Raw genomic sequence first — 13,588 nt, 5'->3', positions numbered from 1 at the left:
TTTTATCGTTTTGTAAGCTTAGGGGTTCTTGAATCTGGTTTCTTTGTTGGAGTATTGATTTTCACAATAAGGGGCATTGGAAAATCAACTCCAACAATTAAAGCTTCACCTTCTCCCAAAATAGGAAGGAAAGAAAGAATATTTCTATTTGCTGCAGATGCGGCACTTTCAACTGCTTTTTTATCTTGCTCATTAATTAACCTATGAACCAGAAATGTTCCCATTTGACTTAATGTCCCTAATGGTATATCACGAGGCATTTGGGTAGCAATACATAAGAACAAACCGTATTTACGGGCTTCTTTTGGTAGGCATATCTTCTACCCTTTCTATCTATGTTCTGAAATGAGATATAGTTATGTGGAAGCTCACGAAATCTGTCGTACCTTTACTTTTAAATATCTTCATCAATTTTTGCATTAATAGCCTCTAGATATGCATTAATATCTATTGCGGGTACAGTACCAATGGACTTCAAATAGCTCACAAGCTGAAGGAAAAATGTGAAGAGAGACACATTCTTATTGCTAAACTCAATCTCGTTTACTTCGCGACTCTCATACACTTTTTCTATATACTTACGATTATCCTTGATTGGGTCTATATATTCAGGTACAGTCTCTTTATAATCAATATAAAAACTACCAGCATCACAGAAGCATCCCAAATCCAAAGTCTGTAAGCCCTTCAGTTTTTCTAACTGCTTTATTACCGTATCATTCCCACGGTACGAACTCGTTGTAGTTAAAATACCACCTATTATCTTAGTCAATGCTCTGGCAGGCGTAGTTTTTCCTGAGGAGACCATACTAATACTTGTTCTTTTCAGTTTACGCACGCTCTCAACTTTCTTGGCTGCATATTCTATATGTCCTTCCACATCCTGTTTTACCTCAAACACGGCATACACGCTTTCTGCCGGTATATACATAAAACCATCCTGCTTGAATATGAAGGGTGTGTAAATCGCGTCATAAATGACTACGTCCATCTGTTCGCTAACATTGCCCGTCGAATCTATCACAATAGCCTTATCCACCTTATACCTGTCAGGAAGGTATGTGCGTAGAAACTCTATCCAATGTTGCTCCGTAGCATCACCTTTGCTGCCGGGATGTTCAATAAATTCCCTGTTTACATTCAGGCTAGCCAACATTTGGTTCTGCAAGCCATGAAATAAATCCTTTAAATCTATCATTTTATTGTATTCCAACAATTGATTATTCATATAACAATAAAACTTATGAGCACTAAGTCCATTACTTCTAACACTGACTATCAGTAGTAACGGATTCTCAATGGCCACTTCCTTCTCAATATCTATCATAGCCGCCAAATCTGTACTGCTATATTGTGTGGAACCATTTGGATGACTATGCCATTCGCCCACATATTGCAACCCCTCCTTGGCTAATTGTTCCCATACATTTTCCAAACCCTTGGTAATGCGCATAAACTTTGTCCTGCCAGTCAATTTTTCCACAGGCACCACAACTTTTTCTATATACACTGTATGTTTATCTTTAGAATATCGTCCAGCGAGCATCCCTCCGTTCTCATTGGGGTATTCGCCCTCAGCCTGCAACTTTATTTGGTTGAATACTAAGGTTGGTATCTCTATATACAAATCATTACTTGACAAATAATACTTCATAACTTGTTTATCTTTAAATTCAAGTCGTCTTCTGTTATATAAAAATCACTTAATGGTTCCTGCTTGCTCAACATTTTGATAATATGTTTCACGGCGACTTGCACTTTGCATTCTATGTCATTATACGAAGCCTTAAAGGTTGGATTCCAACAACCCGTAGGATTGTACATGTCGGTTTCCACATCGTGTTTAAATAAGCCATAAACCAACAAAACAGTCTCTGTTACATTAGGAGAAAAGGCACATATCAAATCTTGTGCGTGATTGGTTATTGAGAGATTAACCAATTGGGCTTTCGTCCCAATAGAATCCATTACCCGCATCAGTTGATTATCCGTTGTACAATCAAATATCACATCAAACTCGTCAAAGAATTCTGCTAGAGCACTTTTGTCCTCATGCCCTGCCGCATATGTTTTTATCACTAAGTCAGCAATAGATTTCAAACTGGTACATTCAACATGAGGCGAAATCTGCGTCAGTAAACTCGTTATATCCAAGGTTTTCTCAATTATACCTGTATAAAAAGGATATGCAGACCGGCAAACATTACCAGGTTCCTTATTGTCTATGTCATATAGAGTCAGGTTTTTCGCACCACATCTTGTTAGAGTTTCTGCCAAAATACTTCCTATAGCCCCGACACCCATAATCAGCATTTTCTTATTAGCCAGTTCTTTGGGCATAGCTCCACGCCCAAAGAAATACTTATAGGAAATATCCACAGTTTCTGCCCATTGGATTTGCCCTTGTCTAAAATCAGTTAGCCAAAGCCTATTCTTACCAGTGCCCATCCGCACAGGTTCTATCGGCAGATCATCCATGAAGAGAATCATTGCCTGCCAGTGAACGCCACCTTCGGGAATTCTATATCCACAAAACAACGGGAAGAAATCATACTTGTCTCTATGCGATACCACAAAACTATGGATATAGTTTTTCTGACTCTGCGAGAATAGTCCCCTGATAGAATTGTAATTCTCAACAATAAACTTGTTGTATACCGATGGAATGTTGTTCAGCAGACAATATACTCCCTTAAACGACCTTAATTCTTGGTAGGACTTACTAATCCTACAGAACATTTCCGTCTTCTTTACCTGTACGCACGACACAAACTTTTGTACCACATAGTTGATAACTGGCGTGTCTTTTTTACGACCTGTTGGTAATGGCGTATAGTGTACTATTCCGTAGTCTCCTTCAGTAAAATCCTCTTGAGTCTCTGCGAAACAGAAAGTATAATACTGCCCGCGAATCGTATGATGATTCACTACCAAATGCTCGTAGTGAGCATCCTTTTCTCCCCTTACATAGTATTCCTCAACCCATTCCTTCAACTGTTTCAAGTCGTTTACAAACTGACTCTCTGCATTATCATATTCCGCAGGGTGCATGCAAAGATTGCCGCCCTGCATAATGTGTGGATAATCCAGCAGATTTTTATTTTGAAAATGGATAGGTTCCATGCCCATAGTTTTGAACGGATAAGTAGGACTAATCTCTACATACCATTCCAAGTCAGCATGTTCTTGATCTGTAACCACGGCAATACGACCTTTTAAGGAGCCTGCTTCATCAATGATAAAATCTTCAATAAGACTAACGCCGTGAATGAGACCTATCAATTCTTTTATTTTATCTACAGTCATCATATTTTACTATCCGAACCGTTTTGTACTTGTAGGATAAGCAGCACCTGTATCTTTCTCTTTATATCCGCAATATTTTTCGTTTACCTTGAAGTAGTAGGGCAAATATAAATCAGGATTACTGTCTATGTTGTTGAGCATGCTTTCCATATCAGATTTAAACGATTGTCTATCGTAGTCCTGCATAGTCCCCACGACATCGTTGTTCGTGTTACCTGGGTCAAAAAGGTGGAAACTACTTTCCGCGATGTGGTCACGTAGATACTCCATCGTGTATTTTAATCTTGGCCAAAGACCCATGTCACCATTATAACCATCTAAGGCTCTAATTACGGCCAGTTCAATAACGAAAGACTTATATTTCTTATCTTTTTGCTTTTTCCATATTTTAAGCAGACGAATAATTTGACGTTCACTTGACTTACCTTCGATATGCGAAATCTGCTTCTGGATATTCGTTTTCTGGCTCGATCCTTTTTTGAATCCCCAATGGTCTTCATTAAAGCACAAGTTCAGGTTATACGAATCAGAATAGTCGTTATTATTTAATTCTCTACCAGGTACAACATCAAGCTCAACCGGTTTCTCATCCCCCTCTTCAATAGGAAAACTAACACCAATGGAAACCTTTTGCTTACGAATGGTCACACCAGTATTCTTGTATTCATCTGCAAGGAAATCGTGCACACTGTCAAACATCTCTTGTAATGTTCCAAAAGCATTATACTTGAACGGTTCCACCAAATCAAGGTCGAATTTCACATTAGTGGCAGTATGCTTAGCAAAACTGCCAGAACCAAACGAAGAATACTTGTCGCAACCATAATGGTCGTGCATTTTGGCCTTAATCTCCTCTCTACGCTTTTTTACTTTATTCACGAAATCCTGCACGTGGCACATTTTGTGTGTATCTAACACTTCTCCTAAATGTTTGTTTTTGTCGAAACTCATATTTTCTATCAATGTATATTTTATAAATTAATTAATAACTCTATCACCTTATGTACCTCCGAATATGCCTTCAAATCCTCTGGCGATTCCTTGCAGAGTTGGCATAACTTTTCTGAGTTTGATATAGCTCGTTCCAAATCACCATTCTCTGTCAGGTATTTATAGAGGTTGGTGCGTATGAAATATCGCTTTGTCTTTTCATACCCCGGCATATATTTCTGTAATTCGGGAAGCAGTTGTTCGTAACTCTCATATCGCCGACAAACTACATTAGGCAAGAAATGGAGTAGAAACCAAAACTCCGTGCACGGATTCGTTTCTACAAACATTACCTTTCCGGCATATTTCTTCTTGCTATACTCTTTCTTTGCCCGCTGATACAACTGCATTTCAGATGGAAACTGAAATAGTCTGTCCATATCAAACAGGCATACGATAAAGTCGTATTGCTTGTTCAAATAAGATTCTACCAGTTTCAGTATATGATTGATGTCGCTGTGCTGCGGAAAATCCGGAGCGACCTTGAAAGGATAACGACACGCAATCCTCAGAGAGTCGAAATAGAACCATTCCGTTTCTCCTTCGCCTATGATGGCGATACTTTTTGTTACTGTCCGTCCCATATCATTAGTCATTCAAGTTGATATACTGACTACCCAAGAACGGCAACTTTACCAATTTTCCCTGCTTGTAAGCATTGTATGGGGAAAGATTCTTATGCAGTCCCAAAGAAGACAGGCGTACTATTTTAGTTTCGCCAAGTTCGTCTTTGTCGGTGAACCATATCGTATCACGGCGAATGAAATCCTCGTTGAGAAGATTGATGTCGTGTGTGGTCAGGAGCATTTGGGATGTTCCGTTACTGTTTGCCAGAAAGACTTTCAGGAAATAAGCCAACAGTTCATAATGAATACTTGTCTCCACTTCATCAATGGGCACAAACCGATTGGTCTTTAATAAGAAATTCAGTATCACCGCCATTCCCAAGAACCTCATGGTGCCATTGGACTCGTATTCTTCCGACAAATCATATACTTTATCGCCTGCCTTATGCTTAAAGGTCAGTTCCGTATTTGTAATTTTCCCCTTTCTAAGCATTTCAGCTTTTGCATCTTTATCAATAGGGGCATTCTGAATCAGTTGTTCCAATTCAGGTGTAATCAGCTCTTCCTCTTCATGTAATACCACATCTTCTATATTGAAATCGGATGCTTTCAGGAAGTTCAAAATGAATTTCTTCAAATCTCCTGCCTCGTCTTTATCCAATCGTGATTTGACATATCCCGAAAGCAACATACCGGGAGCCAGTACATCTTTTACCTGCTTGGCAAAATAATCGTACACATCATTCAGCCTTGTCCGTTCCACGTTGCTTTTGCCAAATGCGGCAAGCACACTGCAATTATTGATAGTGTTGCCGGAAATCACATCCTGGCTTTTCTTTGTCATTTTCAGATTTACGCCAAAGTCGATAGTCGAGGAATCTGTCGCGGCATCATAACTTCGGTTATACAGCTTGGTCGGGCGAATGGAATCATAAACAATCAATGTCTCGGAATAGATATGCTTTGCATCCAATTCAAAACTAAGAATGTACTTCGACTGATTGATATAGAACACCATTGACATCTTTGTCTTTTCGTTTCTTGAAGTGTCATCCAACATGAAAGGAACAACCCCGGTTTTCTCAGTCCTGTCTTTAGGCATTCTTAAAACCAGCATCTTGAAAAATTCAATGGCATTTAATATATTCGTTTTACCGGAAGCGTTGGCACCATAGATGATGCCCACTTTCAGCAATCTTACACCGTCCTTAACTTCATACGAATATTCATCAGACATAAAAGTATCTACCGACGGCTCAAAACTGATTTTCTGAACCGATTTAATGGAAAAAAAATTCTCAATGCTGAACTCTGCTATCATAATCGTTGATTTTATCTATTGTACGGTGCAAAGGTACAAATAAAATCTCATACGACAAACTATAAACGCGATTATTGTAGGAAAATTACGCAATACAAATATAAAATCAACGAATAACTATTTGTTGGAGCTGTAAATTAACCATCTGATTATCTCTGGAAGGTGTTGACCGATTTGAGAACGGGGGTAAACGAATGTGGATTATGCAGCCCGAGAAGTTAATTGTCCAATGACATTTGCGTCATATCTTGATTTATTTATGATGGCTAAATAGTGGTGCTAAAATGATACTAAATTGCAAAACTACTCTTTTATACACTCTATAAAATATAGTAAATCAGTTTATTATAAAATTTTGTATCTTGTAGCCCACCATCCGATACGATACACAATCAGAGCGATAAGCATGATGATTTTGTCGATACCTACGATGACTCCTGCCGTCAGTGAGGTAAACCACAGTTCGGCTGCGTCTTTCTCCATCTTCGTCACTTCGTCCACTCCGGTTTGTTCCATGGTCGCTTCTACCAGGTTCGGGTCGGAGGTACCCGTGTGAGCGACATCTGCCTGTGCTTGCAAGCTTTGGTACATCGTGTCACGTACATGGATAAGTTGCTGCACTTCCTCGAATTTGTCCGCTATTTGGGTGGCTTCTGCCTCGTACAGGTCATGCGTGTACGAGCCGATGCAGTTCGGGATGTAAGACAGGAAGTCAAGGAAACACCAACTGCTCCCACTGCCAGCCATACCCGTGTCTGCTGGCGGATACCACCAACAGAGGATGATTGAAACAGCCAAAGGACGGAACAGCTTCAGCACATCCAGTGGCTCATGTTTCACCATCATCTTGTACGCCATTCCCGCTGCCATCACAATAGCGAACAGGGCAGCCAGTGCCATGCACATTTGTAGTATCCACCAGAACGGTCCCTGCGAGCCGGTAAAAGTCGCATCAGTCAGGAACTCGTTCGTTTGAAAAATCACATCGTCTATTTCTTCTTCAAGGATATTAATACCGAAATCCGAGAGTATATTTCCGTCTGCCATACGTTTTTGTTTTTTCAGTTCCCTTTGTTTACTGTTTCATCTCCGTCGCCGCTGCCACCCGTGTTATTGCCTGATTGCGGGCCGCGCACGGCAAAGCGCGATTCGTGCCATCGGTTCACCGCATCGCGGACAATACTCTCCTTATCCAGAGTACGGTCAGCGGTAGCATTCAGTAGCGTACTTGTTATCGTAGTATTCTGCCGTTTGGCAAGGTAGCCGACAAGGATTTCGTTCTGTCGAGTTATATCCTCGTAGATGCGCAGATACTCTTTCTTCCGCTGTGCGTTGGGCATATAGGCATCTTTCGTTGCATCAATGGCGCACTGGTAGATATGGTAATATTCCGTCCATCTGTCTTTATCCTCCGGTGTCCCCCCGACAGGCAAGATGCGGTCTATGTTTCGTTTGAACCTTACCATCTGTCCGTTGACCTTATCGCCTTCAGCGACCCATGCGATGTCCGCTTGACGGTCAGCCACGTTCAAGGCTTCTATCTTTGCCCGGCTCACCAATGCCGAGTCGATGGCTTCAGCTTCGTCCGTTTGGTTGTATAGGTTGACGCCCGCCAGTGTGCGGAACGACAGTTTGTTCTTGACTGCTGCCGACTTCTTATACTTGTTGTGCAGTATGGAATAGTAGAGGTCGGGCGAGAGTGCTCCCGTACCGGTTTCCATTACTGTTACTTGGTTTTGTTTCGGCGAATCGTGGTTATAGGTCACGGATTGTGCCTTTGCCGCCGTGGTTGCAATTATTGTAACCGTCACGAGTAAGAGTATTCTGTCCATATTTACTTTCGGTTATTTGTTATTAATCTTTCAATACTCAATGTGTTTCAATCAGTTAATCACCAGGATTATTCTACATTTCTTTTTATATTATATTCATTTCTAATCCTTTCCTCTCCCCGCAAGAAGTGCATATCATCCTTTTCAATACAAATACATTTTCTATTCGTATGAATACAGGCGATTGCAGTGCTCATGCTTCCAGAGGCAAAATCAAGGACTGTGTCACCCTCTTTCGTGTATGTTTTTATCAGATATTTCAACAATGCGACTGGTTTTTGATTAACATGAATCGTTTTGCCCTCTGATTCCGCAGTTTTAAAATATTTCACACTTCGTGGGTATCTCGTTCCTTTGTTTTCATTTCTGAATGTAGGATTTGGTACCTTGTTTACTCCTGTCCAGTTACTTCCTCTCTTTGTACGATTCTCATAAGGCTCACCTTCCTCCATGATTGGATAATAAGGAGTTCTGCCGTTACAAAAGATACTGATTAGCTCATGCGCTTTTAGAGGTTGCTTTTTAGCAAGAAGGAAATTGCTTGCTTTTGACTTTTCCCATACCCAGTCGTATTTAAATTCGGCTAAATTGCCACAGCGTAAAAGGCTGCTGAACGGTTCGCTGCCAAATAAAGCCGTAGGCGCATTATCCTTTCTCACTCTTCTAATCTCCTCCCACATTTTCGAGAATGGTATTATCTTATCCCATTGCGAGGCTGTAATTCCGAAAGGTGGGTCGCATAGAACTAAATCAATACTTGATTCTGGGAGAAGAGGCATTACTTCAAGGCAATCGGCTTTATATAGCGTAATGTCTTTTTCAAAAACGATCTTTTTCATTACATCTTTTATTAATCCAAATGTCCATTTGCCTCTTGGTTATAGGCCAGATAGACTTGTTTGTACTTAAAGTTTCTTTCTCTGTTTGTACTTCTCCGAACATTCAGGACGAAACGCTTTTCCTGCGTTTTAAGATATTCCTTATCAATTTCGGTGTATAGAAGTCATAATCATCATTATGGCATTATTTACCTCCTTCCTCTTTTACCGTCAATAATCCAGTCGTCCCGCATTGCGCCATCGTCCGAAAGCACCGTCAATAATTTCCCGTTTGGTACGTTCCCGGTAAATCTTCGATTTCCAGTAGCCGATACGTACCTGTATGTATCTCCATGTCTCGATGTATGCCCGGTTCAAGTGTTGCTCAATGCTGTCCAGCGACTTGTTCACGGACTCCAGTACCATCAGCAGGTCGCTGGTCGAGCAGGCCGCTGCGCCCGTGGCATACAGCACGAGGTCGCTCACCGACTTATAGAGGTGTTCTCCCTCGTTGGCGATGTCCCGTATTGCTTTTTCATTGATAGTCAGTATCAGTGCGTCTGACGGCTCGATGTTCCCATGTTTCAGGATTTTCTCATGGAAAGCCTCCAGCATGGTCTTATAGTCACCGATACGGTCACTTACCGAGCTGTAGGTATCCTTCACGTTCAGCACCGTCCGCAGGGATTGGTACATCACGTCGATGACATCAAAGGCACGGGTATAGCGGTCAAGGTCGATATTTACTTCCTTGTATTTGCCCGTCTCCTCACGGCTGTACTCATGCAGCAGTTGGTTGCTGTATTCCAGCGTGCTTCGGGCCAGCAACAGGCTGCGTTGTTTTTTGTGGTCATTTATGTACGCTTCCACCGACACGATATCGAATGTCCATTGGCCCTTGGCGACATCGGGTAGTAGCGCAAGCAACGTAATGGCCATCAGTATAGTGCGTTTCATGGCCGTACCTCCTTTCTGCCACTTCGGGATGTCCGTGCGTTTTCTACCCAGCGGTCATGGCACTCTTCCACGAGTGTCAGCCTACGACCCTCGTCCGTATCGAGTTCCGGTAGCACATCCTTCAGTACGTCGATGATGTTCCGCTTGTAGTGCATCATCTTCTCCAAGGATACGAGGTCGGCGTATATTTTCGTGATACGTGAATCCACTTCTCGTGCGATTTCGAGGCGGTCACTTGACCAAAGCAGGTGGTACACGTCGCTGTTCGGTACTTCTTCCATAGGTTCTGTACGGGCATACTCGGTAGTGATTTTACAGTTGGGATATTCCCGTGCGATTTCCGATATGCGATTATTCACGATTTTAGTCTTTTCCTCGTTCGACAGGTTCGGATCGAGTGTCAGTACATCGGCAACGTGCGTGTCTGTGTATGCCGAAGTCAATTCCCAACTGATTTGGATAATGGCACGGTGAATCTTGATACCCAGAAAGTATTTCGGCTTCCGTGCGATAGAAATAGTCGCACGGAACGTAATGATACCATTGATGTTCGGCATCGTCGCCTTACGGACGAACGTATAGCCGCTCCATGTACCTCCGTCCTGCCAAGTGAGGCTATAGGCTGTCTTGCAATCCTGCATGATAGCCGGTAGGCGGTAGTAATCATCTGTCGGCACATCGTTCTCTGCTTCCGCTTCCTGCTTTGCATCTGCGTACTCCTTCTGTTTTTGTTGCCACTCGGCAAGTTCGCTTTTCAGTTCCTCGATACGTGTCCGGTTGGAGTTATATTGTTGCCGGTAAGCTGCTGCGTCTTCCACGCTCGCCTCGGCAATTTTTTTCAAAAGGTCGGCGTTTTCCTTTTCCAAGGCACTAATCTGAGATTGAAGAACGGCGACTTGATTGTCCGCTTCCCGTATCAGTGCGTCCAGTTCTGAAAGATCCAGTTCGTTCTCCGTTACCGAGGTCTGCATGACACACTCTTTGGAGTGGGCATCCAGTGAGCCGCCACACTTGCGACACTTGTATTGTGTCGAGCCTTGCCCCAGCGTCGCCCCGTCTGAACAGGTTACACTGATGGTCACGCTTTCGCATCCCTGCAATTTTGCGGCGTCCGTCGCCTGATAATAGTTCCGTGCATCGGATGCTATGTAATAGACATAGCCTTCCTCGTTGTCATTGAACTCCGAGAGGCGGGCATTGAGCTGCGCTTTGAACGTATTCAAATCCATCGAATAGGAGTCGAAGACATCCTCATAGACCACCTCCATCCGATTCCAACTCTGTGTCACGTGTATCTCGTAGGCGTATGCCTTCTTTGTCTGTTTGTTACCCTTACTGATGATATAGGCCTGTTGTCGGGTATTGATAGTATAGGTGTAGCCATCGTTGCTATTGTTGAGCTGTTGCACTCGGCTTCTTGACCATCCGGCATACCGTTCTGAATTGGCGAGGGCCTGCTCCCGTTGCGAAGCGTTCGGATAAAATCCCGGATCACTCGTGTTAAAGCGTGTCCATGCACCCCCGTTCAATATGCTGTTGTCGTCTGTCGGTGGGTAGTAGTCGCATAGAGAAATGCTTCCTTGATCACGCCGTGCGATATACCACCGTTGCGTGTAATAGTTCCCGACAGCATTGTCCATATAGTCGGTCATCCACGATGTGAGGTCGTAATTGCTGAAATTGAACAATGCGGCCACGCTATCCTGACCGCCCACCATGTCGATTAGCAGACTGCCGATGTCATGTTCCGCCTGCTCGAAGAGAGTACCGTAGTGTTCATACAGGTTGCCGATTTCATTGACTTTGCCACCCAATAGGTCATGGAACGCACTACTTTGCAGTAGAGCGTCACCGAGGTTCTCCATACCTGATGTTGCCAGCCCTACGCCCATGTTATAAAGGTTGTCAATGTCGCCCTTTAAGTTCTCAATCGTGAAATTGCCCGGCACTTTGGTAAAGTTGTCCAACATCCGTTGCCAATCGGTACCGCCCAGTTCTGCGAGGTTCAGCAAGGTGGCAATGTCGCGGTCAATTTCCAGAAAAGCGATGTCCGAGAACGACAGCGTGCTGTTTGTCACCACACTTTCGAACTGCATACACAGGCTCTTCGTATCGTCGCACACTTTCATCAGGTAGCTGCCCCAGTGGATTGCTGTTTGTGGTGAGCGCAGCATCAGCTTCGCCACCACCCATATTTTCGGCATGATTTTTTCTGCCACCATGTGGTAAATTCGACGATAGTAGTAATTTTCCGTGCTGCTGCACCAGATGCCAAGGTCGGACAGAGCCTTGTGTTCCAAAAATTTGGAAGAAAATATCCCTGCTGCCGCCACTTCTGCCGCCGTATAGTGTTTCAGAATATCATCCACCTGCTCGCGGTAGTAGCTTTCGGCTACTGCCTCCGTGCCGAATGCTGCGGCCATGGCCGCCACGGTACGAGCGTCATAGTTCACGCTGTAATATTGTGCGTGAACGTGCTGTGTCAGGGCAGGCAATAGGATAACCCAAAAGATAAACAGCCGTTTCATCGTTTCAGACCTCTTTTATGTATTCCGGTTCCTTGTGATTGAAATACCACCGTTCAGATTCGATACAATTCTCCGTGACAAGTCGGCAGAACATATCATGTATGATGGTAGTATCCTTGATGGCCCTTTTGATCCGGGCTTCTTGGGAGCCGAACCATCTCAAAAAGAAAGGCTGGTTTAGATAAGTTTCGCGCACGGTCTGATAACGTAGCCATCCCAAGTCACTTAGTCTTTTTTCACTCATCGGACTACTGTTCAGTTCCCTGAATAGTTCTTCTCGAAACCTGTTTTCATCGAAGACAGGTTTGCTGTTACATAGCCTGTCGCACATATCGTAAAACTCCTTTTCTTTGGGGTTTTCTTCATAATACCGGTTCAAATACGCTTCCAGTTCTACATCGGACATACCCAACCGAAGGGAATACTCTGCCAACAACCGTTCGATGGCGGCTACTTTGTCCGGTGTCATGTCATCCATGCGGAGCAGGTTCTCCTTGGACAGCATACAAAACTCCCGGAGGGACAAAACAGTGAGTTCCGGATTGCTGACAGAGATTTGTTCGCGCGTCAAGCTGCTTTCAAACCCCATCATATTTATCCCGTAGCCCAGTGACAGGGTGATTAAAATCCTTTTCGTTTTCATTATGATGTTATTTTAGTGGTTAAGTTCAGTACACATCCCGCTTCATTAACTTTCTGCGCAAACGGCAATGCCTTGCCGATACCGCTGGTATTCCAGTCGCGGCAATATGCCTCGATAGCCTCTTGGTGGCTGCATTGTAACTCGCGCTTGTAAAGCTTCAGAGCCTCTTTCTCCGCTCGTTCGGTCGTGTAAGTCATGTAGCACTCGCGCGGTTCTTCCACGCCATAAACACCGCTGGTCGTGCCCCGACGGATAAACACCTCGCGGAAGAAGCTGCGTCCTTCCTTGTTTTCAAGGCGGTTAATGGTAAAAATTTTCTTACAGTCCACGTCCGTTAGGCCAAGAATCGTCTTGATGGTGTCGAAACGTTCCTTGAATTTGCTCTGGTCAAGCAGCATCACCACATCCGAGTTATTGATGATGGCCTCTTTCACGATTTCGCTGCCGATGATGTCTTGTATTTCCTGTGTCACCACGCCCACACTGGCCCAGAATTTACGCGCTGTTTTGTGTAGGCTAAGCACCCAGCGCCTTATCATATTTCTATGGTAGGTTTCCAAATGCTCGCCCCCGAACCGGACTTACACCTCTCAGCGTATCCGGCTCTCCACTAATTTCAGTCTATCT

Annotated in this window: 12 protein-coding genes and 1 pseudogene; all 13 read right to left on the bottom strand. The window is 43.6% G+C overall.

Going from position 1 to position 13,588, the window contains the following annotated elements; all coding sequences use genetic code 11:
* Window positions 1–2: 2 nt before the first annotated feature.
* The 13 genes and pseudogenes from NBH01_RS20095 to NBH01_RS20035 all read right to left on the bottom strand — a co-directional run bounded on the left by NBH01_RS20095 (window position 3) and on the right by NBH01_RS20035 (window position 13,485).
* Complete coding sequence (locus tag NBH01_RS20095) at window positions 3–260, bottom strand: ATP-binding protein (protein ID WP_229031946.1); 258 nt, start codon at window positions 258–260, stop codon at window positions 3–5.
* 134 nt (window positions 261–394) lie between these two features.
* Window positions 395–1,654 (bottom strand): DUF6602 domain-containing protein, encoded by a 1,260-nt coding sequence (locus NBH01_RS20090; RefSeq protein ID WP_055170324.1) that lies wholly within the window; start codon window positions 1,652–1,654, stop codon window positions 395–397.
* Window positions 1,651–3,306 (bottom strand): ThiF family adenylyltransferase, encoded by a 1,656-nt coding sequence (locus NBH01_RS20085; protein WP_182009271.1) that lies wholly within the window; start codon window positions 3,304–3,306, stop codon window positions 1,651–1,653. Before NBH01_RS20085 ends, NBH01_RS20090 begins: the two co-directional genes overlap by 4 nt.
* Window positions 3,307–3,315: 9 nt before the next feature.
* Window positions 3,316–4,257: a nucleotidyltransferase family protein gene (locus NBH01_RS20080; RefSeq protein WP_055170320.1), complete on the bottom strand. Its 942-nt coding sequence runs from the start codon at window positions 4,255–4,257 to the stop codon at window positions 3,316–3,318.
* 20 nt (window positions 4,258–4,277) lie between these two features.
* Window positions 4,278–4,880 carry an RloB family protein gene (locus NBH01_RS20075; RefSeq protein WP_118049858.1) on the bottom strand — a complete coding sequence of 201 codons (603 nt, stop codon included), beginning with the start codon at window positions 4,878–4,880 and terminating at the stop codon, window positions 4,278–4,280.
* Window positions 4,881–4,884: 4 nt separating this feature from the next.
* The gene (locus NBH01_RS20070; RefSeq protein ID WP_118049844.1) at window positions 4,885–6,183 is read right to left on the bottom strand and encodes an AAA family ATPase; all 1,299 of its coding nucleotides are present in this window, start codon (window positions 6,181–6,183) and stop codon (window positions 4,885–4,887) included.
* A 357-nt stretch (window positions 6,184–6,540) separates the two neighbouring features.
* Window positions 6,541–7,230 (bottom strand): annotated as a pseudogene (locus NBH01_RS20065) (hypothetical protein); the annotation flags it as partial.
* A 14-nt stretch (window positions 7,231–7,244) separates the two neighbouring features.
* Complete coding sequence (locus tag NBH01_RS20060) at window positions 7,245–8,015, bottom strand: DUF5045 domain-containing protein (RefSeq protein ID WP_007218157.1); 771 nt, start codon at window positions 8,013–8,015, stop codon at window positions 7,245–7,247.
* A 68-nt stretch (window positions 8,016–8,083) separates the two neighbouring features.
* Window positions 8,084–8,854, bottom strand: coding sequence for a DNA-methyltransferase (locus tag NBH01_RS20055; protein WP_004310179.1), 771 nt, complete (start codon window positions 8,852–8,854; stop codon window positions 8,084–8,086).
* 210 nt (window positions 8,855–9,064) lie between these two features.
* Complete coding sequence (locus NBH01_RS20050; RefSeq protein ID WP_009017621.1) at window positions 9,065–9,790, bottom strand: hypothetical protein; 726 nt, start codon at window positions 9,788–9,790, stop codon at window positions 9,065–9,067.
* Window positions 9,787–12,318 (bottom strand): hypothetical protein, encoded by a 2,532-nt coding sequence (locus tag NBH01_RS20045; RefSeq protein ID WP_009017622.1) that lies wholly within the window; start codon window positions 12,316–12,318, stop codon window positions 9,787–9,789. The genes NBH01_RS20050 and NBH01_RS20045 overlap by 4 nt, the downstream gene beginning before the upstream one ends.
* Before the next feature lie 4 nt (window positions 12,319–12,322).
* Window positions 12,323–12,961 (bottom strand): hypothetical protein, encoded by a 639-nt coding sequence (locus NBH01_RS20040; protein WP_004322062.1) that lies wholly within the window; start codon window positions 12,959–12,961, stop codon window positions 12,323–12,325.
* The gene (locus tag NBH01_RS20035; protein WP_262884221.1) at window positions 12,961–13,485 is read right to left on the bottom strand and encodes a TraG/VirB4 family ATPase; all 525 of its coding nucleotides are present in this window, start codon (window positions 13,483–13,485) and stop codon (window positions 12,961–12,963) included. The genes NBH01_RS20040 and NBH01_RS20035 overlap by 1 nt, the downstream gene beginning before the upstream one ends.
* Between the last annotated feature and the right edge of the window lie 103 nt (window positions 13,486–13,588).

The organism is Bacteroides sp. B1-V-101, from assembly GCF_023656585.1.
Classification (GTDB): domain Bacteria; phylum Bacteroidota; class Bacteroidia; order Bacteroidales; family Bacteroidaceae; genus Bacteroides; species Bacteroides thetaiotaomicron.
The sequence above is the reverse complement of the archived record's forward strand: the minus strand, read 5'-3'. Positions and strand labels throughout refer to the sequence as shown.

Bases quoted from the DNA above. Each gene is read 5' to 3' on its own strand.
- NBH01_RS20095 (WP_229031946.1), bottom strand. From the start codon at position 260: ATGCCTCGTGATATACCATTAGGGACATTAAGTCAAATGGGAACATTT.
- NBH01_RS20090 (WP_055170324.1), bottom strand. From the start codon at position 1,654: ATGAAGTATTATTTGTCAAGTAATGATTTGTATATAGAGATACCAACC.
- NBH01_RS20085 (WP_182009271.1), bottom strand. From the start codon at position 3,306: ATGACTGTAGATAAAATAAAAGAATTGATAGGTCTCATTCACGGCGTT.
- NBH01_RS20080 (WP_055170320.1), bottom strand. From the start codon at position 4,257: ATGAGTTTCGACAAAAACAAACATTTAGGAGAAGTGTTAGATACACAC.
- NBH01_RS20075 (WP_118049858.1), bottom strand. From the start codon at position 4,880: ATGGGACGGACAGTAACAAAAAGTATCGCCATCATAGGCGAAGGAGAA.
- NBH01_RS20070 (WP_118049844.1), bottom strand. From the start codon at position 6,183: ATGATAGCAGAGTTCAGCATTGAGAATTTTTTTTCCATTAAATCGGTT.
- NBH01_RS20060 (WP_007218157.1), bottom strand. From the start codon at position 8,015: ATGGACAGAATACTCTTACTCGTGACGGTTACAATAATTGCAACCACG.
- NBH01_RS20055 (WP_004310179.1), bottom strand. From the start codon at position 8,854: ATGAAAAAGATCGTTTTTGAAAAAGACATTACGCTATATAAAGCCGAT.
- NBH01_RS20050 (WP_009017621.1), bottom strand. From the start codon at position 9,790: ATGAAACGCACTATACTGATGGCCATTACGTTGCTTGCGCTACTACCC.
- NBH01_RS20045 (WP_009017622.1), bottom strand. From the start codon at position 12,318: ATGAAACGGCTGTTTATCTTTTGGGTTATCCTATTGCCTGCCCTGACA.
- NBH01_RS20040 (WP_004322062.1), bottom strand. From the start codon at position 12,961: ATGAAAACGAAAAGGATTTTAATCACCCTGTCACTGGGCTACGGGATA.